Genomic DNA, 21,243 nt, shown 5'->3' on the forward strand with positions numbered 1-21,243 from the left:
ATTTTTACATGTTGTAACGAATATTTTATAAGTAATTACTAAATAACCCTAAAATTTCCAAGTTAGTTTTTTTGTAAAAGAAAGGATTGATTGAATGAAAAAAGTCGAACTCCTTAATATTTCGAAATCCTATGATAAAACAACAGAAGTCATTTCAAATATCAATGTCACGATAAACCCTGGAGAGTTTTTCGTATTAGTAGGTCCTTCAGGTTGTGGAAAAAGTACGATGCTTCGAATGATTGCTGGATTGGAGGATATAACTGAAGGCGTTTTAAAGATAGGTAATAAAGAAGCAAATCTATTGCCACCAAGTAAAAGAGATATTTCAATGGTATTTCAGAACTATGCCTTGTATCCTCACCTCTCTGTCGAGGAAAATATCGTATTTGGTTTACATGTTAAAAAGGTTTCAAAGGATGAACGAAAAAAACGCTGTACGGAAGTAGCAGTTATGCTAGGTTTATCAGAATTACTAAAGCGAAAGCCTCGAGAACTCTCTGGGGGTCAAAGACAAAGGGTAGCATTAGCAAGGGCAATAGTGAATCAGGCGCCGATATGTTTGATGGATGAGCCTTTATCAAATCTAGATGCTAAATTACGTGCACATATGAGGTCTGAAATTAGACAGATCCAGCGAAAGCTTGGTATTACGATGATTTACGTAACACATGACCAGGTTGAAGCTATGACAATGGGTGACAGGATTATGATTTTACACAACGGAAAAATCCAACAAATTGGAGAGCCGATTGAAATCTATAACCAGCCTGCAAATCCTTTTGTAGCCACCTTTATTGGATCTCCCCCCATGAATTTAGCAAAGGGAAATGTACATAAAGAAAAACGAGAAATTTCGTTTGGAGACAATGTCACTATCAAAGTTCCAGAAAAAGATACACATCTATTAACCTCTGATCAAATCATTGTTGGAATTCGACCAGAGCATTTAAAACCTTCCGTTAAGGAAGCAAGAAATATGAATCATATCTCTGCAGAAGTTAAAAATGTAGAGGTTTTAGGAAATGAAACGATCCTCGCTTTTGCTTTAGAGGACAAGGAATGGTTGGCAAAATGGAATGGTCAATGGCGAGTTCAATTAAATCAAGTCATACGGATTCCAGTAGACTATGACTCTATTTGTTTGTTTGACGGTGAATCTCATGAATTACTCAAATCACCTTCAAACATTGAAAATTATGTGATCGATCGTGAGGTGATCATCGAATGAGTTCTGTCTTAGACAGCAAAGAATACAAACCTCCAAAAATAAGTTTTTGGAAACGGTCACTGAATGCACGAACAGCGCTTTTGTACTTACTACCATCTATTATCTTATTTAGTGTGTTTGTTTTCTATCCGATGTTTCGAACGATTTACTTAAGTTTTTTTCTTACCGATCAACAAGGTCAGGCAGCCCTTTTTGTTGGACTAGAAAACTACAGCTATTTATTTGAGTCAGATAGCTTTAAACAAAGTACAAAAGCAACCATTTTATTTGTACTTTACACGGTACCAGCAACCATTATTCTTGCATTGTTTCTAGCATTATTAGCCAATGAAAAACTGAAAGGGATTGGCTTTTTCAGAACGATCTTCTCATCGACGATGGGGATTTCAGTCGCAGCCTCTTCTGTTGTTTGGTTGTTTCTTTTTCATCCTAGTATTGGAATGTTTAATCGGTTTTTAGGAATCTTTGGTTTAAAGGACATTCAATGGTTATTAGACCCCGAATGGGCCTTACTATCTGTCTCCATTTCAACCATTTGGCTTAATCTTGGATTCTCATTCTTAATTATTCTTGGTGGATTGCAAAATATAGATGAACATTTGTATGAGAGTTCAAAAATTGATGGTGCCGGTTATTTTTATCGGTTAAGAAGAATTACGATCCCTATGCTCTCTCCTACTTTGTTTTTTATCATTACCATCACGATGATTAATGCCTTTCAAACGTTTGGACAGATTGACATCTTAACAAAAGGTGGTCCTTCAGAATCTACCAATCTTATTGTTTATTCAATCTATAAGGAGGCTTTTATCAACTATCAATTTGGAACTGCTAGTGCACAAGCAGTCTTTTTATTCATTACGATTTTAATCGTTACAATTCTTCAGTTTAAGTTTGGTGAAAAGAAGGTGCACTACCAATGAGCAAACCCACAAAAGTTTTATTTTATATTCTTTTAGTATTGGCAGCTTTCTTAGTGTTTTTTCCGATTTTATATGCTCTCATGATTAGCTTCATGGGCAGTAAGGAGATTTTACAAGGAAGCTTCTTCCCCGAGTCCATTAACTTTGATAACTATGCCAAGGCATTTGACCGATTACCCTTGATGAAATATTTATTAAATAGTTTTATCGTCTCGGCAACTGTAATGTTAGGCCAATTAATTGTTTCGAGTATGGCAGCCTATGCTTTTGTTTTTATCCCATTCAAAGGGAGAAATTTCGTTTTCTTCCTATTCATCTCTACCATGATGATTCCATGGGAAGCAACGATGATTCCAAATTTTTTAACGATTCAAAAGTTGGATTGGATCAACACGTATCAGGGGTTAAATGTCCCCTTCTTCGCTCTAGCATTTGGGACGTTCTTACTGCGTCAGCATTTCAAGACTATTCCAAAGGAACTGCATGAAGCTGCGAAGGTTGCGGGTTTAAGTAGATTCCAATTTTTTATGAGGGTTATCCTTCCTGTTTCTCGAACTAGTTTGGTTACCTTGGGGGCATATGGTTTTTTAACAACATGGAATATGTATCTATGGCCACTTTTGGTCACAAACAACGATTCTGTAAGAACCGTACAAATAGGCTTAAAGCAGTTACAAACACAAGAAATGGCGACAGATTGGGGGGTGGTCATGGCAGGGGTTATGGTAGTAATTATCCCAACGTTAATTTTATTATTTTTAGGACAAAAGCAGTTACAGAAAGGTTTATCACAAGGGGCATTAAAATAAGAGGGAGGTTTAAAAGAGTGAAATTTTCTAAGTTTTTTGCTGTGTTATTTATCATTGGCTTACTTTTTACCACGGCTTGCACAAATAGCGCAAATAAAGATAATGAGCCTAAGGATGAAGGATCGGAATCAACAGGACCTACAGAAATCGTGTTTTGGCATGCAATGTCTGGTGCTGGTCAAGAAGCGCTTGACGAGATTGTGAATGACTTCAATACATCGCAAGATAAAGTAAAGGTGAACGCCGAATTCCAAGGTACTTACGAGGAATCATTAACAAAATTCCGAGCTGTTGGAGGCACGAATGATGCACCAGCCATTATTCAAACCTTTGAAGTTGGAACTAAATATATGATTGATAGTGGTTTCATCGAACCCATGCAATCATTCATTGATAAGGATAACTATGATCTTTCACAGCTTGAAAATAATATCTTAAACTACTATACGGTTGATGATAAATTGTATTCAATGCCGTTTAACTCATCTACACCGATTTTGCTGTATAACAAAGATGCTTTTAAAGAAGCCGGTCTAGACCCTGAAAACCCACCAAAAACCTTCAGCGAAGTGAAAGCTGCTGCAGAAAAATTAACAAAAAAGAATGGCGATAATACAGAGCAATACGGTTTTTCCATGTTAACGTATGGCTGGTTCTTTGAAGAACTTGTAGCTACACAAGGCGGTTTATATGTAAATAATGATAATGGTCGTTCAGATGATGCGACAAAAGCCGTTTTTAATGGGGAAGAAGGATTACGTGTTTTCAAGTTTTTAGATGAGATGAACAAGGCTGGTACATTTGGAAATTTCGGCACAAATTGGGATGACATTCGGGCTGCTTTCCAAACTGGAAAAGTAGCCATGTATATGGACTCCTCTGCTGGAACGACAAACGCTGTTAAAACAGCTCCATTTGAAGTAGGTGCAGCATTTATTCCACATGCGGATGAAGTTGAAAGCAATGGAGTAATTATTGGTGGAGCTTCACTATGGATGTCAAAAGGAATTGATGAAGCGAAGCAAGATGCGGCTTGGGAGTTTATGAAGTATTTGGCAACTCCAGCAGCACAAGCGAAATGGCATGTGAAGACAGGATATTTCGCAATCAATCCTGCAGCATATGAAGAACAAATCGTAAAAGATCAATGGGAAGAGCTACCACAATTAAAAGTAACGGTCGAACAGCTTCAAGCAACGAAGCCATCTGTTGCCACACAAGGTGCATTGATTTCTGTATTCCCTGAATCAAGACAACAAGTTGTAACGGCATTAGAAAACCTATATCAAGGTCAGGATCCACAAGAAGTACTCGATAAAGCAGCTGCGGAAACCGACCGTGCGATTGAAGTAGCAAATAAGACGAAAAAGAAATAAAAAAGAGGCCATCCCCTCAGTTCTGTTCATCTTTTGTAAGCTGAGGGGGCTGGCCTCTTCATGTTTATTTTCCAAAAAAGGGACCAGGAGAACCGTCCCTTTGGTTCCTTTAAACCAATACGCCTGATAATTTTTTAGCTACGGCTTCAACTTTTTCTAGTCCTTCAGCTATAATCTTTTCGGCTTGATTTGGTGCTGCAGCATGACCTTCAATAATGACTTCATCTGTGATTTCCATACCGAATATGCCGCCAGCTACGTTTTTAATATAAGTAGCAGCCATTTCCATTGGTGCTGTTTCTGGTGTGGAGTAAATACCACCACGCGCACTTAGAATAACAGCTTTTTTATCAGTCAATAGTTGCACTAATTGACCATTTTCATCATATTTGAATGAGTAACCCGCTTGGTACACATAGTCGATGAATGTTTGTAATTTAGCTGGGATTGTTAAATTCCATAATGGGAAAACGAAAACAACAACGTCTGCTGCTGTGACGGCATCCATTGCTTTTTGCTTTGCCGCTAAAATACGTTTCTCTACGTCTGTCATTTCTTCACCTGATTGGATTTTACCAAAAGCGTTGAATAAATCTTGACCGAGGTAAGGCATATCTTCTGCGAACACATCGTAAGTTGTTACATTTACACCTTCAATGTTATTCATGAAAGTTTCATACATTTTACTTGAAACAGCTTCAGAAGCTGGACGATTATTTGCTTTTACTACTAATACGTTCATATAGTAACTCCTCCATTTATCTTGGATTTAGTTATCTTGAAAATATTATATTAAGATAATATGGAGGTGTATGCAATACAACTTTACTACCAATTTTTCCATCTCTAGGCACTTATAGTACCCTCTAGACTTATTTAAAGTTATATTCAGTTACGATTTTATCTCTACCTGTTACTAGGTCATTAAAGTATTCATACAAGTTAACACCTAAATAAGACCCAGAAATATTGTATACATTGTCATAGCCTAAATGTTGCAAAGCCATTACCATATTATAACTTCTTTGCCCTGAACGACAGTGAACATAGACAGGTTGATCTTTTGGAATTTCATCAAGTCTATTCCTAAATTCACTTAAAGGAATGTTTGTTGCATTTTTAAAATGGCCTGCCTTATATTCCCCTTTTTCACGAGCATCAATAATAAACGCATTGTTTTCTACTAATTCTCGAACTTGTGATACTTTCACTTCTTTATATCTACCTTGAAGAAGGTTTAGGCCCACTAATGCCGCATGATTTACGACATCTTTAGCCGTACCTAACATTGGAGAATAGCTTAATTCAAGGTCTTTTAGGTCTTCCAATGTGCCGTTCATCGTAATCATAGTTGCGATGACATCGATTCGTTTGTCGACATTTCCTTTTCCAATTGCCTGTGCACCTAAAATTCGACCTGTTGGGTATTCATAGATTAATTTAAAATGCATCGGATTACTATTTGGCATAAGTCCCACTTTATCTCCTGGCATTAAATAAACATAATCATGCTGAATTCCAGCTTGCTCAGCTGTTCTAGCATTTAATCCAGTTGAAGCAGCATTGAGGTCAAACAGATGGATGGATGTTGATCCGATTACACCCAGATTTCTACTTGGAATTCCATACATATGATCAGCGACCGCTCTTGCTTGTTTTTGGGCAGGTCCTGCTAATGCTAGTCTCGTTGGCTTGTGTAACAATCGATGGTACACTTCAATGGCATCCCCAACCGCATAAATATCTTTGTCACTTGTTAAATAATTGTGATCGACCTTAATGGCACCAGTTTCACCAATTTCAAGCCCCGCTTCATTTGCTAAACTAGTTTCAGCTCGTACGCCAATCGCCAATACGACAGCCTGCGCATCCATTTTCTTACCTGAGTTTGTTGTAATATGTCCCTCACCAATTTGGGCTAACCCATCATCTAGAACAAGGTTTACACCATGGTCCACCATTTCTTTATGAAGGATTTGTGCCATATCATAATCAAAAGGTGCCATGACTTGCTTAGCAAACTCAACTAAAGTTACATGATAACCAGCTAACTTTAGGTTTTCAGCAACTTCAACTCCAATAAAGCCACCACCAATAACGGCTATATCTTGAATGTTGCTTTGTTTTATATATGAATTGATTTTTTCGATATCAACAACGTTACGTACTGTAAAAACATGAGAATTGTTAATCCCCTCTAAGTTTGGACGAATTGGTGTAGCCCCTGGGGAGAGTACTAATTTATCATATTTTTCTTCATAGGTTTTACCAGTTAAAACATCTTTTACAGTGATTGTTTTCTTTTCGCGGTTAATTTGGATAACCTCTTGATGGACCCTAGCCTCAATATTGTAACGATTTTTAAACATTTCTGGAGACATTAAAACAAGACTCTCACTATCTTCAACAATTCCGCTTAGGTGATAAGGTAATGAACAGTTCGAAAAAGAAACATGAGGACCTTTTTCAAACATGATCACTTCCGCACTTTCATCCAATCTTCTTACCCTTGCAGCAACTGAGGCTCCACCAGCTACCCCGCCAACAACTAATACTCGTTTTGACACAGATATCCCTCCCGAGAATAAATTTGCTACCTATATCTTTCCTAAAAGGTTACTACTCAACCCAGTTGAGCTAGGTAGAACATTGTTCTTATTAATAAAGTCATTTTAATACCCCTGGAGGTATATTTACAACTAAAAATTTTTTCGTAGTGAAATTCACTACAGGACTAATAATATACCCATGGGGGTAAAATGTCAATGTGTTTTTCCTATTTACCTTTTTTGATGCTTTATTCACACATAAGAATTCAGACTTATACCGATAATAATGGTCGTATAAGAAGCTATTTTAGGAGGTTATTCATGTATATTGTATTCGGATTATTATCCCTAGTGGGTTTACTATTTATAGCTTGGCTTCTAAGCAAAAATAAAAAGGCAATCAAATGGCGTACGATTATTGTAGGTGTAGTGTTAGAAGGGATTTTTGTTTACTTTATGCTTAATGTTCCGCTTGGTCGTTGGGTTCTGACAAATGCTGCCCAAGGCGTGCAACACGTCCTCAACTATAGCCAAGAAGGCATTAATTTCTTATTTGGTGGTTTATTTGCAGAAGGAACGAATATCGGATTTGTTTTCGCGATTCAGGTATTATCTGTTATCATTTTTATCTCTGCACTTGTCTCCGCTTTATATTATCTACGAATCATCCCAATTGTCGTACGTGGACTTGGTTGGGTTGTCGGTAAAATATTTGGTACCACTCGTGTTGAATCTTTTAATACAGTTGCGAATACAATGTTAGGCGTAGTAGAATCGCCGTTACTGATCAAGCCTTATCTTGCTAAATTGACACGTTCAGAATTATTCACCGTTATGGTTGGGGGCACAGCTTCAGCAAGTGGTGCGATTCTCTTATCCTATGCTCAAATGGGGATTGATATTAGGTATTTACTTATCTCCGTATTCTCCGTGCCATTTGTATCTATTGTTATGTCTAAAATGATGGAACCTGAAACAGAAAAGTCTGAAACAAGCGAAGATGTCAAAATGGAACAGGCAGGATACACAAATATTTTTGAAGCTATATCTGAAGGGGCTGTGAGTGGAGTAAAGCTTGCTGCAAGCATTGGTGGTTTGCTTATTGCGTTTATCAGTATATTGGCTTTAGCCGATGGTATCTTAGGTATTATCGGAATGGATTTAGCCACGATATTTGGTTATGTATTCTATCCTTTCGCTTTACTTGTTGGGATTCCTGTTGAAGATGCTTTCCGTGCGGCATCCATTATCGGAACAAAGATTACAGCTAATGAACTGATTGCCTATCAGGACCTACTCAAATTACAAGGTGAACTAAAACCACAAACGATTGCAATTTTAACCGTTGCATTATGTAACTTCGCGAACCTCTCATCCATTGGACAGTTAATTGTAGGTCTTGGTTCATTAGCACCATCAAAGAAAAAACAAATTGCCTCTATGAGTTTTAAGGCCATCATTGCCGGAACGTTAGCAAGCTTTATTACAGCTATTTTTGTAAATATGTTTATATAAGCACAAAATAGAAACCTGCTCCCATGTAACGAAATAGTGTTAACGGTGGCAGGTCTTTTCCTTATTTTTGTTGGACTACATCTATAGCTGACTTGACCGTTTGAGCAAGTGTCTCGGGATTACCTTTACCTTGGAAATGGAGATAAAGAACCATGGGTTGCTCAAACCAATGATTATGCAATGCTGAAATTTGTATATCCCCTTTTCGAAGTGCATCAATAACAGGATTTACTTCTTGAGGAAGTAATGCAAACTCTCCTAGGACGATTGTTGTATTTCCATTCCTTTCAAAATCAGCATTAAGTGAAAGTCCCGCCATTTCCGGAGAAACTTTTACTCCCTCTAAAGTGACGTTAAGATCTTTACGACTAACCTCTACTTTACAAATTTTGCTCGTCTGCTTTACGTGATCTGCAAACAGATTCTCAAACAAACGACATTCAGAGTCTCCTGCTCCATAAGTTGTATCAACTGGATACCATAAGGACAAGCACAGAACGAAAATTGGAATTATTGTTTTCAAAATCAAACCTCCCATTTTATTCTTTATTATGTGCTTAACCTGACAATCCATATCTCTTTTTTAAAGATTTTTGTCTTTTTTGGTGTTATTAATGATTCAGCAGTCAATCTACAGAGTAAAACAGAACCTACCCCCTATACAATTTCAGGGGCAGGCTCTTTCATTTGATTCATTCTATTCAGTTATTAAACCATAAGCAGAAATTTTCTTAATTCTTCGAGACACAATCATTGAGACCATGTAGGCTAATAGAAGGATTCCCACACACAGCATGAGAATAGTTGGTAAATGAACGATAAAATCCAAACGTTTCACCCCCGCACTAGATAACAATAACGAAAGCATAGGATTCGTAAAAAAGTACCCAAGTACACCACCGATTGCAACACCCGTAATGATCACAGGGAGAAAGCTAATCGATATTTGATTCATTAGTTGTATCGTGGAATAACCTATTGCTTTCATGACACCGAACTCTTTCTTACGCTTAATAATCATCGTTTTGATAACCAAGTACAAAATCATCACAACAACTAGTACGGTAATTGCCAAAACCATTACCATAACAGCAAACACTGCAGCCGTATACATACCTGTTTGGCTCTCTATATTTTCATCGATATCTAACGTATCTGCTATATCGTCCCCATACTGTCCCTCGACCCTTTTGATAAAGTCTTTATTCGAGATTCCATCTAGATAGGCATAAAGGGTCATACCTTGATAATCGGTTTGTAATTGCTGCATTCCTTCCATTGTTAATGCAGCTACTTGTCCTAAATTACCAATTGATTGACTTAGGCCCGTTACCAAATATTTTTTTGTTTCAGCTCCGTACTCTACCTTAACTGTATCTCCAATTCCTTTATTAATTTGATTGGATACAACCCAGGAAATGGATATTTCATTTTCATATTTTGGTTGACGCCCTTCATAGACGATATTATTCTCTAACCGGTCATAACGATCCGTAATATTTGTATATACGGTTTGATCATCTATTTTTGTTGTCATTAAATCGAATATGTTCACTTTCCTTACATGGTTCATTTGTTCAATATCTCTTAACAATTCACTTGTATCTATATCTGGCTTAACTGCAATCAATACATTCGCAGGTTCTGAGCCAAACAAGTTAACAAATGCAGTCTTATCTGAAGCGATGTTGTAATATAGGACCATGGAAAAGACAGAAGCAAACGTTAATGCAATAATTATGACAAGAATCATCATATTTTGTTTCGCATTTGCTAGCATCGATTTAATCGCAAGTAAAAAGTGCAGACCACCCTTCGCTTTATCCAATGGGAAGTGATTTTTTCTAAAACTGTGAGTTTGAATCCCCCCACGAAGTGCCGCAACAGGTAAAATTTTTCGAACACGGAAGGCGGAAAGTATTGTAACAATAACAATACTTAAAATCACAAGGAAAATACTGATTAAATTCATGATGACATCAAAGCTTTGAACCCATACCAAACCAGATAAAGATGAAAGAATCCCTCCAATAAAAGGCATTAGTCCATATGACAAGGCAACCCCTACTGTACTTGCAATAAGAGCAATTAAGCTAAACTGGAGTATAATAGACGAAAGAATTTGTCCACTTGTATAGCCGATTGCTTTCAGGGTTCCGATATTTGTCATCCCATCTTCAATACTATTCGAAATACGGAAGCGGATGACAATTAACGATACAAGTACGATAATTGCAGCAAAAATAACTAATATGGTCGCTATGATGTTAATCGTCAATGTACTTACGTTTTTCACCAATTCGATATCTAATCCCCATATATAGGAAGTAGATTCTCCTACAATCGATTGCGGGAATTCCTTTGAGAAGTCACTTAGTACCTTCGACGAGTGAGTTTTATCCTTCATTACCGCAGATATAATCATCCCTTTTGATTGGCCGTCTAGATTGTCTGTTAATGTATGATAGGATGCCTCTGGTAGCATAAATTTCATGATCCCGATGTTGGTTGTACCCATGATCGTGGTTTCTAAAAATCCAGCAATTCGATAATCGTAGTCCTTATTTTGATAGGTAATGGTAAAGTTATCACCTAATTCATATCCCCCGTTTGTTTTAAAACTATAAGGCAGATAAATATCAATTTCACTTGATGTATTTAGCTTTTCAATTAGCTTGAGCGGTCCAATACTGCGATTGTTCTCAGCATTAAAAATAGCGACAGTACTCGTTAATTCACTGTTACCAAAATGAAAGGTAGCAATATTCATCATGACGATCTCTTCTGTTTCAGTCTCAGTTACTCCAGAATACCCCGCTAAAAACTCTTCATAAGCAGGATTAAAACCAGCTTCGTCCATCATAATCGTGACATGTGGATCATTTAATTGTTCAACTTTATGATCAAAAAACGGATTGATTTGAGTGATAACCATAAGACCAATATTAAGTAGTAAGGCAGCGACCAAAATAAAGATAAATAAAGAGATATGGGCAGATTTACTTTTTCTAATATTCGCCAAAGCTAGATTCATAATGTTCACCTTACCACCCCATTTCAGCAAGGAAGGTCTTCAGCTTTTCATGGCGCTCTATATTCTCATTTTCACTATATGCACCTAGCTGCAAGTCACCGCAAATCACGCCATCTCGTAAATATAGAATTCGATTTCCACGTAATGCCGTTTTCAAATCATGAGTTACCAAGACAATACTTTGACCACCCCGATTCACATCTGTAAATACATCTAATACACGATCGCTAGATGCCGAGTTTAATGCACCAGTTGGCTCATCTGCAAATAATATTTTCGGGCTGTTAATGATTGCTCTCACAATCCCTACTCGTTGAGCCTCACCGCCAGAAAGCTGACTCGGAAATTTCGACCAAGAATTTTCAGTGATTCCTACTTGTATTAATCGTTCTTTCGCTCTTTTTACAAGTTCACGCTTTTTCTTATTTACTAAAAATCCACTTGCTAGTACATTATCAAGTACACTCATATTGTCGAGTAAATAAATTTGTTGGAATACAAAACCACAATTATTTCTTCTAAACACCGCTAGTTGGTCATTATTCAATGCAGCTAAATTTTTTCCAGCAAAATTAATTTCACCTAATGTCGGCTTATCCATACCACTAATTGCATAAAGTAGGGTAGACTTTCCCGATCCAGAACTGCCCATTATAATCGTGAAATCCCCTTCTCCTAAACTGATATCTAAATTCTTTAAAACATGCTGCTGAATACCACCGCTCGAAAAGCTTTTACACAGCTTCTCCGTTCGAATAATTGTTTTTGTCATGATTGATTGGCATCCTCCCTTTATATCATTCATTTTTCAACCAAAGAAAAAAAGACCGTAATGAAGATTACAGTCTTATCATACAAAATGAATTCTTATTAAATCTTTGTGCAATTCTTAACTAATTCTTAAATCTACGCAAGCTTGATTTTCAAGACGACTGTAAACCCATCTTTTCGGTTGTAACAGCTAATTTGGCCATCCATATTTTCCATGAAGTATTTTGAAATATACAGACCCAGTCCTGAACCATTCTTACCTTCGATATTTTCGCCTCTAAAATATTTATTAAATAGTAAAGGTACTTCTTCCTCGCTAATTCCCGGTCCGAAATCCTGAATATCTAGTTCAAGATAACCATGATTAATGTGTGATTTAATCATGACTTTTGTTCCCGCATATTTATATGAATTGCTGATAATATTATCTATTACTTGCTGCATACGCAAGCGATCCATTAAAAGAATACATGGTGGTATTGGATCATAGACAATTTGCTGATCATAATTGACATTTTCAATCATATCAACCAGTACCTCACTCGTCTCCTCGGTAACTGTTAATTTTAATTGTTGCAGCTCTTCTAAAGTGGCATGAAACATATCTGTGATAAGTAAATTAATTTGCTCTGCTTTTGAATAAATCGTATTCACTTGTTTTATCACCTTATCATCGGTTGCCTGCAAAAGCATTAACTCGCTAACCGCTTTAATTGAAGCGACTGGCGTCTTAATATCATGACTTAATGTAGCTACAAGCTCTTTCTTACTACGGTTGGATTCATATTCCCTTTGGCGTGCAGCCTCGAGTTCTTCACGCAGTATATCAAAACTTTCCGTGAACGCACCAAAGTAATTGTTCTTCTCCATATTTAATGGGACATCTAAATTACCTCTAGCCACATTCGCTGCGAATTGTTGAAGCTGCTGAAATGGTTTCAAAAACGTTCTGTAAATATAAAAGATATACAGAATAAGCACGATCATTAATAGTCCGAATATCAAACTTAAAAGTGTGACTAGTTCACTTTTTTGTTGTTGTACCATTTCTTGTTCATTATTTTGAATAACGATTTTCCCAACAATCTCGTTGCTTTTCTCCAGGTCTATCAATATATCTCTATCTTTAATAGCATTGTATACATCGACAAAATGACTTCCTGGTGTTTGATAAACCACGCTTTCTGAGTTATCAATGATGGAAAATGGTTGTTTTAGATCGATATTGTGAAAGGTTTCTCCACTAATCTGTCCCCAATTATTTTCAGTAGTTTTAACCACATCATTAACGGCCACAAGATCCACTTCTGAAATTTTATTATTCTTAATCACTATAATGGAGAAGACAATGCCCACACTAAAAATGACGAAAATGGAGCCAATTAGTAATTTAATTCTCATTGGCTGGTATCCTCTAGAACATATCCTGTTCCCCATACCGTTTTAATAAATTTCGGGTCCTTTGGATTCCTTTCAATTTTTTCACGTAAATGACGAATATGTACATTTAGGGTTCCATCTCCCACAAAAGAATCTCCCCATACGTTTTGAAACAATTCATCCTTCGTGATGATTCGATTTTTATTCTTTGCCATATAAGATAAAAGTTTATATTCCATCGTTTTTAGTTGAATCTCTACACCATTTACGCGGACACGTTGCAGATTTGTATCAATTTGTATGTTTCCAAAATCTAAAACTTCTTGTTGATTACTAGAACCATTGCCAAGTCTTTTGAGTACTGCTTTTACTTTTGCGAGCAAGATACTGAGTGTATATGGCTTCTGAATGTAATCATCTCCGCCTATATTTAGCGCAATGAGTATATCATCATCGCTCGAACGGGCACTGATAAATAGAATCGGAATTTGTGTTGTTTTGCGCAATTTTTTACATAGGTCAAAGCCAGAAGAATCCCCAAGATTAATATCAAGAAGTATCAATGACGGTTCATTCTCTTGCAAAAAACGTTCACACTCCTCCGCACTTGTCACAAATGCCGTTTTGACTTCAAACATATTAAAATATTCACTAGTTGTTTCGGCTAAAGCAATCTCATCATCGACGATCAAACAATCTACTTTCATCACAAATCTCCTAAAAAAAATTTCCCTCGGATATTTACAGTATATAGTAGATTTTGTTGAGGATGTGTAAATTTTGGGATTACGTATTTAATCAGAGGTTGTACAGAACGCGGCTCATCCCCTAGTGAGGTAACATTTTGTGAAGGCAATATTATTCAAAAAATGATACAAAAAAAACCATATGACATATCCAAAAAGGAATGTCATATGGTTTCTTCATCATTCTATTAATCTATTTCATAATAACTGCAAACAACTTGTCCAACAGCTTTAGCCGCAACGAGAAGCGCATCCTCATCAATATCAAATTTTGGATGGTGATTAAAGTATGGATTTTCTACTCCTTTTGGTGTACAAGCGATGTAGAAAAAGCAAGCTGGGAATTTTTCAGCATAATAAGCAAAATCCTCAGATGGTGACATTGCAGGGAATTCTTTTACTTCTTTTATGTCCTTATCGTCCATGCTTCGTAAGCTCTCTGCAACCTTAGCTGTTAGCTCAGGATTGTTGTATAAAGGTGGATAATCCGGAGTGTAAGTAAGTTCGCAGGTTACGCCGAACTCTTCTTCTATTCCTCTAACAATCCGTTTAACTTCTCTCTCAATCGTTTCTTTTGTCTCGACCGTCATATAGCGAATATCACCTTCAAGTTCGACACTATCTTTAATAACGTTGAATGTGCCTTTTCCATCGAAAGAACCAATTGTAATCACACCGATATCGAATGGACTTAATCTTCGACTAACAATGGTTTGTGCAGCTGTAACAAAATGAGCAGCAGCTACAATCGCATCGTTAGCTAAATGAGGAGAGGATCCATGTCCACCTCTTCCTTGCACTTTTAATTTCATATAGGCACGTCCATTAAAGGAATACCCAGCATGATATCCGACTGTTCCTGCTGGTCCCATAGGTAACAAATGAATGCCATAGATCGCGTCTAAGTCATCAATCAAACCAGACTCTACGATACTTTTTGCTCCACCTGGTGGTACTTCTTCTGCATGTTGGTGAATGATTTTTATGGTTCCAGGAATGGAATCCTTTAATTGAATTAAACAATCCGCTAAAACTAATAAGTAAGCAGTATGTCCATCATGACCACATGCATGCATAACGCCCTCAATCTTTGATTGAAAGGGTACATCTGTTTCTTCTGTAATTGGAAGAGCATCAAAATCTGCACGGAGACCAATTGTTTTTCCAGGCTTACCACCTTTAATCGTTACGATAATACCATAGCCATTTCCAACATTCGTTTGAACCTCAACGTCTTTTCCCTTATAAAAATCTGCAATAAATTGTGCCGTTTTTTCCTCTTTAAATGAAACCTCAGGGTTTTCATGTAAATAACGACGGATATTAATGATTTCCTCTTTACGTGATTCTAGCATGCTCATTAATTCACTTTTCATCATGTTCGTCTCCTTTTAGCGGTCCAGAATGAAGGAGTTCTCCATTCTGGACCAAATTATTAAAATGAGCTGAATCCGACTTCTAATTATGCTGTTTTTTCTAATGACACGTCTGAAGTTTTACCAGCATTTTTTGGTACCATGAATGTAATTGAAAGAATCGACAGGATACCAAAGATCACATTTACGATAATTCCTACAGATGCTGCTAGCTCAACACTTCCAGCTGCTGCTACTGAACTATAAACCGTTGCGGAAATGGCAACACCAATCGCACTTCCTAGAGAACTTGCCATTTTGTAAACCCCTGCAGCTTCCCCCACTTTATCTGATGGAGCATTTGATACAGATGTATCAGTAGATGGTGTTGCATATACTCCAAGTCCGAGACCGAATAAAACAAATCCAATAAATACAACAACTGTATATGCAAGATCAGGTAAGAAGGTTAGGCCCATCATCGCTACACCAACTGTTGTGATAATTGCGCCCCAGACCATTGGTGATTTCGCTCCTACTTTTTGCAGGATTTTTTCTCCAACACGAATCATTGCAAGAACAACAATTAAATAACCAATTGATAGCATACCTGATTGAAATGCAGTGAATCCACGACCCACTTGAACATACGTATTCGCAACAACAAGTGTTCCAGCAATTGCATTTAATAAAAAGTTTGAATAAGTTGCACCTGCATATGGTTTATTCTTAAATAATGAGAAATCAATAAGTGCGATTGCTTTTCCTTTTTCAACATTGAAGAAGACAATGGCTCCGACAATCGTTACGACAGCAAGAAGAATCGTGATAGGACTTGTCCAACCTAAATCTGCACCAAATGTAATAAATACGTTTAAGGCGATCATTGTAACAATAAAGATTGCTAACCCACTATAATCAAATTTAAAAGAACCATTTCCTTTTACCTTGCTTTCAGGTGTATCTTTAATTAACCACATCGCAAGAAGGGCAAAAATAATGGAAAAAATAAAGATCCATCTCCATCCCATATACGTTGCGATGGCACCACCTGCGAATGAACAGACACCTGAACCGCCCCAAGATCCGATTGACCAGTAACTAAGAGCACGCTGTCTATCTTTTCCATCAAAGTAAGCTTTCATTAACGCAATGGTTGCTGGCATAATACAAGCTGCGGAAATACCCTGAATGATACGTCCGATAATTAATAAAACCGGACCTTGCGCTAATACAAGACATAAAGAACCAATAACACTTAAAATTAACCCAACATACGTAATTTTTTTACGACCCATTTTATCTGCGAGCCCACCTGCAGCTACGATAAACATACCTGAGAATAAGGCAGTTAAACTAATGGCAATATTAAGCGTTCCATATGAAATCCCTAAATCGGATTGGACAGACGGGACGACATTGACCATTGCTTGTGCAAAAAGCCAGAATGTGATAACCCCGAACACAATCCCTGTAATTAACTTATCTGTACCTTTATATGCTGTCTCCATTGTATGACCCCCATATATCACCTAGACTTTTGTTTCGTTTCTATACTATAAGTATAAAAATTTAGGCCTTATTGAGAGAGTCAATAATTATGCAAATCACTATACAATAGAGTGAAAATATTAACCAATGATTTTATCGAGGAAATAATATGGGGTAAATTATTGACATTCACCTACTCAAAAAGGGGCCTTAACACATAATCGTGCTGGTCCCATGATTGGATATGTGAACACTCGTTTTAGTACACTTTTCGAATTTCAAAAAAGTGAACGGCATTGCTTGTTAAATAGGAATAAAATGACCAATGATCTTCAATTGACTCATCAAATATTTCTAAGGATGGTCTACTGGAATTGATAATATAGTCAATGATTTCAGCATCCATCCCATATTTACTATTTAAACGCCACCACTTTGTGTACAGCGCTCCATGATTTCTATCAAACACAAGCTTACGTATTTGATAGTCTCCTCTCGGAATTCCAGAAATCATGACATGAATTTCTTTATTAAGTTTCTGAAGAAACGTCTCTTCAATTGAAAGATAAGGATTGATAATGTTGCAGTTCATCAGGATCAACTGATATCCTCGGTCATTCTTTGTCATCACATAATCCTTATCCTGTGCAACAATTTCACCACGTAGACGTTTCAAAAACATTAATGCAAAATAGGCTGGACGTTTTCCCTTTAAATAATGAAATAACTCAACAGCATCCATTCGATAACGCAAATCTTTTCCCGCATCCTCATGTGCAATGGTGTTAATCCAGAGAGCAACTGATTGCACCTCATTGGAGATATCCAATACATTTTTCAATAGAAGTGCTCCGCGAAAAAACGTGCCATTTGTATACCGAGTATTGCCTGATAATGTGTTCCATGAAACGAGATGAAGTGGTTTTTCTAGTTGGTGTTTCTTTAAATAGAGCTTCAGCTTATTTGTTTTTTCTTTGATGTAATCTTCTGCTAAATCCATTTTCATGCCCGCCATATCTTTAAAATCAATGACCTCATTTTGATTCGCGTTATACCCGATAAAATCAATAAACTCGCCATGCTCTAGCTGCCATTCGTGTTGAACTCCCGTTTTTTCTTTCCGGAAAGAAAAAGGCATATATACGCCGACCTGAATCGAAGGGAGTAACGCTTTTAACACCTTATGTAATTTCAAATAAACTCTTTGTAATTCACTTGCTTGCACACCTGTATAATATGGCTCGTGAAAGATCACATGCCAGTGCTTAACAAATGATTCACCATAAAGCTGCAAACAATGTTTGGTGAATTGAACGAGTTTTGTAAAATATCGTTCTTCATTTCTTGAAATATCTAGATAATCTGAACGAATAAATAATGATAAATCATGCTTCTTCATAAATTCCAAGGCACTATCAATATTAAAGTAAGGGGATGTCGTCGGTATCTCTTCATCTGTCTCTACCTCAGGTGGAATAACTGTATTACTCATGAGATGATGAACTCCGATATACTTTAACTGCAAATCCTTTTTGACTTCTACTATTTGAGAGCGAACATCTTCTTTTAACAGCTCAAAAATTTCTCCAACAATTAATGTATGTTCAGGATGTTTTAAGTCCACTGTCTTAGCTTCATTCAACGTGATCGATAGCTTTTCATATTTTGTCTCTGTTTGGTTATAAGGTTTTTGATCATCTTCATTCATTCTGCTTAGTCTTGCAATAATCTCTGAAGATTGGATTAGATTTGAAGCATCTTCTTTTGTATAGCTATGAACCGAATCTTCTTTTTCGACAGAATGGCTCTCTCGATATGAATGGGGTGTCATTCCGTATTCTTCTTTAAAAAAGGTTGTAAACGATTTTGTGTTTGGAAAGCCATTATTCATGGCAATTTGTGAAATAGAGTCCGTCGTATAAAGTAAATCCTTCATACAATGCTTTAGCCTGATTCCCGTTAAATAACGACTAAATCCCATTCCCATTTTCTGTTTAAAATAGCGTGAAAGATAGCTTTTTGATAAAAAGTATTTCTGCGCAACCTCATCTAACGTGATCATTTGATCATAATTTCTTTCCATGAAATCAATGATTTGCAGGAGGCGTTGATCCTCTGTATCTATTTTCTGGACGACGCTTCCTTCTTCTTTAAAACTTCGAATCAAAATCAGTAGCAATTGACAGATATAGCTTTTTACCTCAATTCGGTAGCATTCATCTTGTCTGTAATAACTAATCATCACATTAGCCAAAAGCTTGCGAATGGCATGAATCATCTCTTCTCTTCCAAGATCAATTTCCCTAGAATAACATTCAAACCGCTGATTCCGATAGTCCGCATAATGATGGTCCATGAAACCGTCAGAAATGGATAAGATCATGACCCGATTCCCTTCATCTCCTTGAACCTGGTAAAGCTGATTTCGATTCATGACTAGTAAATCGTTTTCTTCCAAATGATAAAAGCGACTAGAAGTCTCTATTTTTATTTTTCCACTCATGACCAGAATAAATTGAATCCCTTTATTGATTCGTGGAACGAGTGATTTTATATGTTGAAAGGATAGTTGAAAATCTGACAATGGATCGTTCAATCTACTCACCCCCTAACTTATGCGTTCAAATCATGACCATTACCATTCATAGTATGAATCTATTTTCAAGAAATTAGGTATTGTTAACCAATCATGATGGTAATTACTCGATTCTACCCTGTAATTCGAAAAAACACGCTGAAATTCCTCAGCGTGTTTCCTTTAATTCTATTATCATACACCTTGGTTCTTAGAATGTCATGTTTAGACAGCATTAGTCGACCACTTTTTGCTCGAGCTGGACGCTCTTTTGTAAAAGCATTACTTTTTTTCCGTGTACAAGGAAGTAGTAAATGATACAAAGTAAAACAACAACAGCCATGCTCACATACATTCCTTTAAATCCTAATGAAGGAAGTATAGATCCTAACACAAACGGACCAACTCCCATACCTAAATCAAAGGAAACAAAGAAGGTTGAATTCGCTAACCCAACACGGTGAGGTGGTGCCTTTTTAACCATTATCGTTTGAATACAAGACATCGTTGTTCCATATCCAATCCCAATCAAAGCACCTGCTAGTAAAAGAATGAAGCCATCTTGTGCTTGACTAACGATATACAATCCGATTAAAAATAAAATCATACTTGGATAAACAACTGAATTTTCACCTTTTAGATCAAATCTTCTCCCAGTAATCGGTCTAGATGCCAATAGGAACACGGCATATACGAGAAAGAAGAAACTTGCGGCTTCCGTTAAATTCACTTCATTTGCATACGAAGAAATGAACGTCATCACACTTGAATAAGCAAAACCTAGTATGACCATTAATATAGCCATGGAAAGCCCACTAAACTCAAAGAAATCACTAAGTTTAAATCCTTTTAAACTCTGTGCTTGCTCTTTTGAAATTTTTACATCTTCCACCTTCAAAGCTACGGCAAGCACCATTCCAATGACGCCAAAAATAACACACATTAAAAAGGCCATATTATAGCCAGCATGCTGAACAATGAGCAAAGCAATAAATGGCCCAATCGCTGTCGCAATGGTTACACTCATTGAAAAATAACCAATTCCTTCTCCGCTTCGTTCACGGGGGATCGAGCTTGTCATAACAGTCGCGATGACTGTAGCGGCAATACCTAATGCAGCACCATGAATAAAACGATCAATTAAAAGCAGCGCTAAATTATTAATAATCAAGTAAAGAAAAGTCGTTACGATGAACACAATAATAGATGAGTATAATAATTTTTTTCTGCCGATAACATCTAGATATTTCCCAGCTAACGGGCGGGAACAGAGGGTTCCAAGAATAAAGATACTTGAGGCAAGTCCTGCCAGACTTTGAGGCGCATCAAACTTTTTTACGGCATATTCAGAAAAAATAACCATGAGTAAGAAAAAGTTCAAACTAAGAAATAAGTTTGTTAAACAAACCATAATAAAGTCTTTTGTCCATAACTTTGGTCGAGTCACTTTACCAATCTCTCCTTTTTTATTTTTCTCCATCGTATAGG

16 protein-coding genes are annotated in these 21,243 nt (G+C 36.8%); 5 read left to right on the forward strand and 11 right to left on the reverse strand.

Going from position 1 to position 21,243, the window contains the following annotated elements; translation table 11 throughout:
• Nucleotides 1-94 precede the first annotated feature (94 nt).
• The 4 genes from ABC371_RS01205 to ABC371_RS01220 are packed head-to-tail and all read left to right on the forward strand — an operon-like array spanning nt 95 to nt 4,339.
• The gene (locus ABC371_RS01205; protein ID WP_412895194.1) at nt 95-1,231 is read left to right on the forward strand and encodes an ABC transporter ATP-binding protein; all 1,137 of its coding nucleotides are present in this window, start codon (nt 95-97) and stop codon (nt 1,229-1,231) included.
• Complete coding sequence (locus ABC371_RS01210; RefSeq protein ID WP_412895195.1) at nt 1,228-2,154, forward strand: carbohydrate ABC transporter permease; 927 nt, start codon at nt 1,228-1,230, stop codon at nt 2,152-2,154. The genes ABC371_RS01205 and ABC371_RS01210 overlap by 4 nt, the downstream gene beginning before the upstream one ends.
• Nucleotides 2,151-2,963 (forward strand): carbohydrate ABC transporter permease, encoded by an 813-nt coding sequence (locus ABC371_RS01215; RefSeq protein WP_412895196.1) that lies wholly within the window; start codon nt 2,151-2,153, stop codon nt 2,961-2,963. Before ABC371_RS01210 ends, ABC371_RS01215 begins: the two co-directional genes overlap by 4 nt.
• A 17-nt stretch (nt 2,964-2,980) precedes the next feature.
• Nucleotides 2,981-4,339, forward strand: a complete 1,359-nt coding sequence (locus tag ABC371_RS01220) for an ABC transporter substrate-binding protein (protein WP_412895197.1) — start codon at nt 2,981-2,983, stop codon at nt 4,337-4,339.
• A 109-nt stretch (nt 4,340-4,448) separates the two neighbouring features.
• On the opposite strand, the gene ABC371_RS01225 is transcribed toward ABC371_RS01220, so the two are convergent.
• Both ABC371_RS01225 and ABC371_RS01230 read right to left on the reverse strand, forming a co-directional pair.
• A complete protein-coding gene (locus tag ABC371_RS01225; RefSeq protein WP_412895198.1) occupies nt 4,449-5,081 on the reverse strand; it encodes an FMN-dependent NADH-azoreductase in 633 nt (210 codons plus the stop codon).
• 130 nt (nt 5,082-5,211) lie between these two features.
• The gene (locus ABC371_RS01230) at nt 5,212-6,906 is read right to left on the reverse strand and encodes an FAD-dependent oxidoreductase (protein WP_412895199.1); all 1,695 of its coding nucleotides are present in this window, start codon (nt 6,904-6,906) and stop codon (nt 5,212-5,214) included.
• Nucleotides 6,907-7,209: 303 nt separating this feature from the next.
• Here ABC371_RS01230 and ABC371_RS01235 point away from each other — a divergent pair, with 303 nt between their 5' ends.
• Nucleotides 7,210-8,403, forward strand: coding sequence for a NupC/NupG family nucleoside CNT transporter (locus ABC371_RS01235; RefSeq protein WP_412895200.1), 1,194 nt, complete (start codon nt 7,210-7,212; stop codon nt 8,401-8,403).
• A gap of 61 nt (nt 8,404-8,464) precedes the next feature.
• Here the strand turns inward: ABC371_RS01235 and ABC371_RS01240 are convergent, their stop codons facing one another.
• From ABC371_RS01240 to ABC371_RS01280, 9 genes are all read right to left on the reverse strand, one after another.
• A complete protein-coding gene (locus ABC371_RS01240; protein WP_412895201.1) occupies nt 8,465-8,926 on the reverse strand; it encodes a DUF1259 domain-containing protein in 462 nt (153 codons plus the stop codon).
• Nucleotides 8,927-9,100: 174 nt separating this feature from the next.
• A complete protein-coding gene (locus tag ABC371_RS01245) occupies nt 9,101-11,437 on the reverse strand; it encodes an ABC transporter permease (RefSeq protein WP_412899240.1) in 2,337 nt (778 codons plus the stop codon).
• Nucleotides 11,438-11,447: 10 nt separating this feature from the next.
• Nucleotides 11,448-12,209 carry an ABC transporter ATP-binding protein gene (locus ABC371_RS01250; RefSeq protein ID WP_412895202.1) on the reverse strand — a complete coding sequence of 254 codons (762 nt, stop codon included), beginning with the start codon at nt 12,207-12,209 and terminating at the stop codon, nt 11,448-11,450.
• A gap of 134 nt (nt 12,210-12,343) precedes the next feature.
• On the reverse strand, nt 12,344-13,609 hold the full coding sequence (locus ABC371_RS01255) for a HAMP domain-containing sensor histidine kinase (RefSeq protein ID WP_412895203.1): 1,266 nt from the start codon (nt 13,607-13,609) through the stop codon (nt 12,344-12,346).
• A complete protein-coding gene (locus ABC371_RS01260; RefSeq protein ID WP_412895204.1) occupies nt 13,606-14,295 on the reverse strand; it encodes a response regulator transcription factor in 690 nt (229 codons plus the stop codon). Before ABC371_RS01260 ends, ABC371_RS01255 begins: the two co-directional genes overlap by 4 nt.
• Nucleotides 14,296-14,522: 227 nt before the next feature.
• Nucleotides 14,523-15,710: an amidohydrolase gene (locus tag ABC371_RS01265; protein ID WP_412899241.1), complete on the reverse strand. Its 1,188-nt coding sequence runs from the start codon at nt 15,708-15,710 to the stop codon at nt 14,523-14,525.
• Between the two features lie 86 nt (nt 15,711-15,796).
• Nucleotides 15,797-17,200, reverse strand: coding sequence for an MFS transporter (locus ABC371_RS01270; RefSeq protein ID WP_412895205.1), 1,404 nt, complete (start codon nt 17,198-17,200; stop codon nt 15,797-15,799).
• A gap of 239 nt (nt 17,201-17,439) precedes the next feature.
• The gene (locus tag ABC371_RS01275; RefSeq protein ID WP_412895206.1) at nt 17,440-19,776 is read right to left on the reverse strand and encodes a helix-turn-helix domain-containing protein; all 2,337 of its coding nucleotides are present in this window, start codon (nt 19,774-19,776) and stop codon (nt 17,440-17,442) included.
• A 214-nt stretch (nt 19,777-19,990) separates the two neighbouring features.
• Nucleotides 19,991-21,202, reverse strand: a complete 1,212-nt coding sequence (locus ABC371_RS01280; protein WP_412895207.1) for an MFS transporter — start codon at nt 21,200-21,202, stop codon at nt 19,991-19,993.
• Nucleotides 21,203-21,243 lie beyond the last annotated feature (41 nt).

Source organism: Bacillus jepli (assembly GCF_047238305.1).
GTDB lineage: Bacteria > Bacillota > Bacilli > Bacillales > Bacillaceae_L > Ferdinandcohnia.

Excerpts from the sequence above, each read along its gene's own strand:
- ABC371_RS01205 (WP_412895194.1), top strand. The coding sequence starts at position 95 with ATGAAAAAAGTCGAACTCCTTAATATTTCGAAATCCTATGATAAAACA.
- ABC371_RS01210 (WP_412895195.1), top strand. The coding sequence starts at position 1,228 with ATGAGTTCTGTCTTAGACAGCAAAGAATACAAACCTCCAAAAATAAGT.
- ABC371_RS01215 (WP_412895196.1), top strand. The coding sequence starts at position 2,151 with ATGAGCAAACCCACAAAAGTTTTATTTTATATTCTTTTAGTATTGGCA.
- ABC371_RS01225 (WP_412895198.1), bottom strand. The coding sequence starts at position 5,081 with ATGAACGTATTAGTAGTAAAAGCAAATAATCGTCCAGCTTCTGAAGCT.
- ABC371_RS01235 (WP_412895200.1), top strand. The coding sequence starts at position 7,210 with ATGTATATTGTATTCGGATTATTATCCCTAGTGGGTTTACTATTTATA.
- ABC371_RS01245 (WP_412899240.1), bottom strand. The coding sequence starts at position 11,437 with ATGAATCTAGCTTTGGCGAATATTAGAAAAAGTAAATCTGCCCATATC.
- ABC371_RS01250 (WP_412895202.1), bottom strand. The coding sequence starts at position 12,209 with ATGACAAAAACAATTATTCGAACGGAGAAGCTGTGTAAAAGCTTTTCG.
- ABC371_RS01255 (WP_412895203.1), bottom strand. The coding sequence starts at position 13,609 with ATGAGAATTAAATTACTAATTGGCTCCATTTTCGTCATTTTTAGTGTG.
- ABC371_RS01260 (WP_412895204.1), bottom strand. The coding sequence starts at position 14,295 with ATGAAAGTAGATTGTTTGATCGTCGATGATGAGATTGCTTTAGCCGAA.
- ABC371_RS01265 (WP_412899241.1), bottom strand. The coding sequence starts at position 15,710 with ATGAAAAGTGAATTAATGAGCATGCTAGAATCACGTAAAGAGGAAATC.
- ABC371_RS01270 (WP_412895205.1), bottom strand. The coding sequence starts at position 17,200 with ATGGAGACAGCATATAAAGGTACAGATAAGTTAATTACAGGGATTGTG.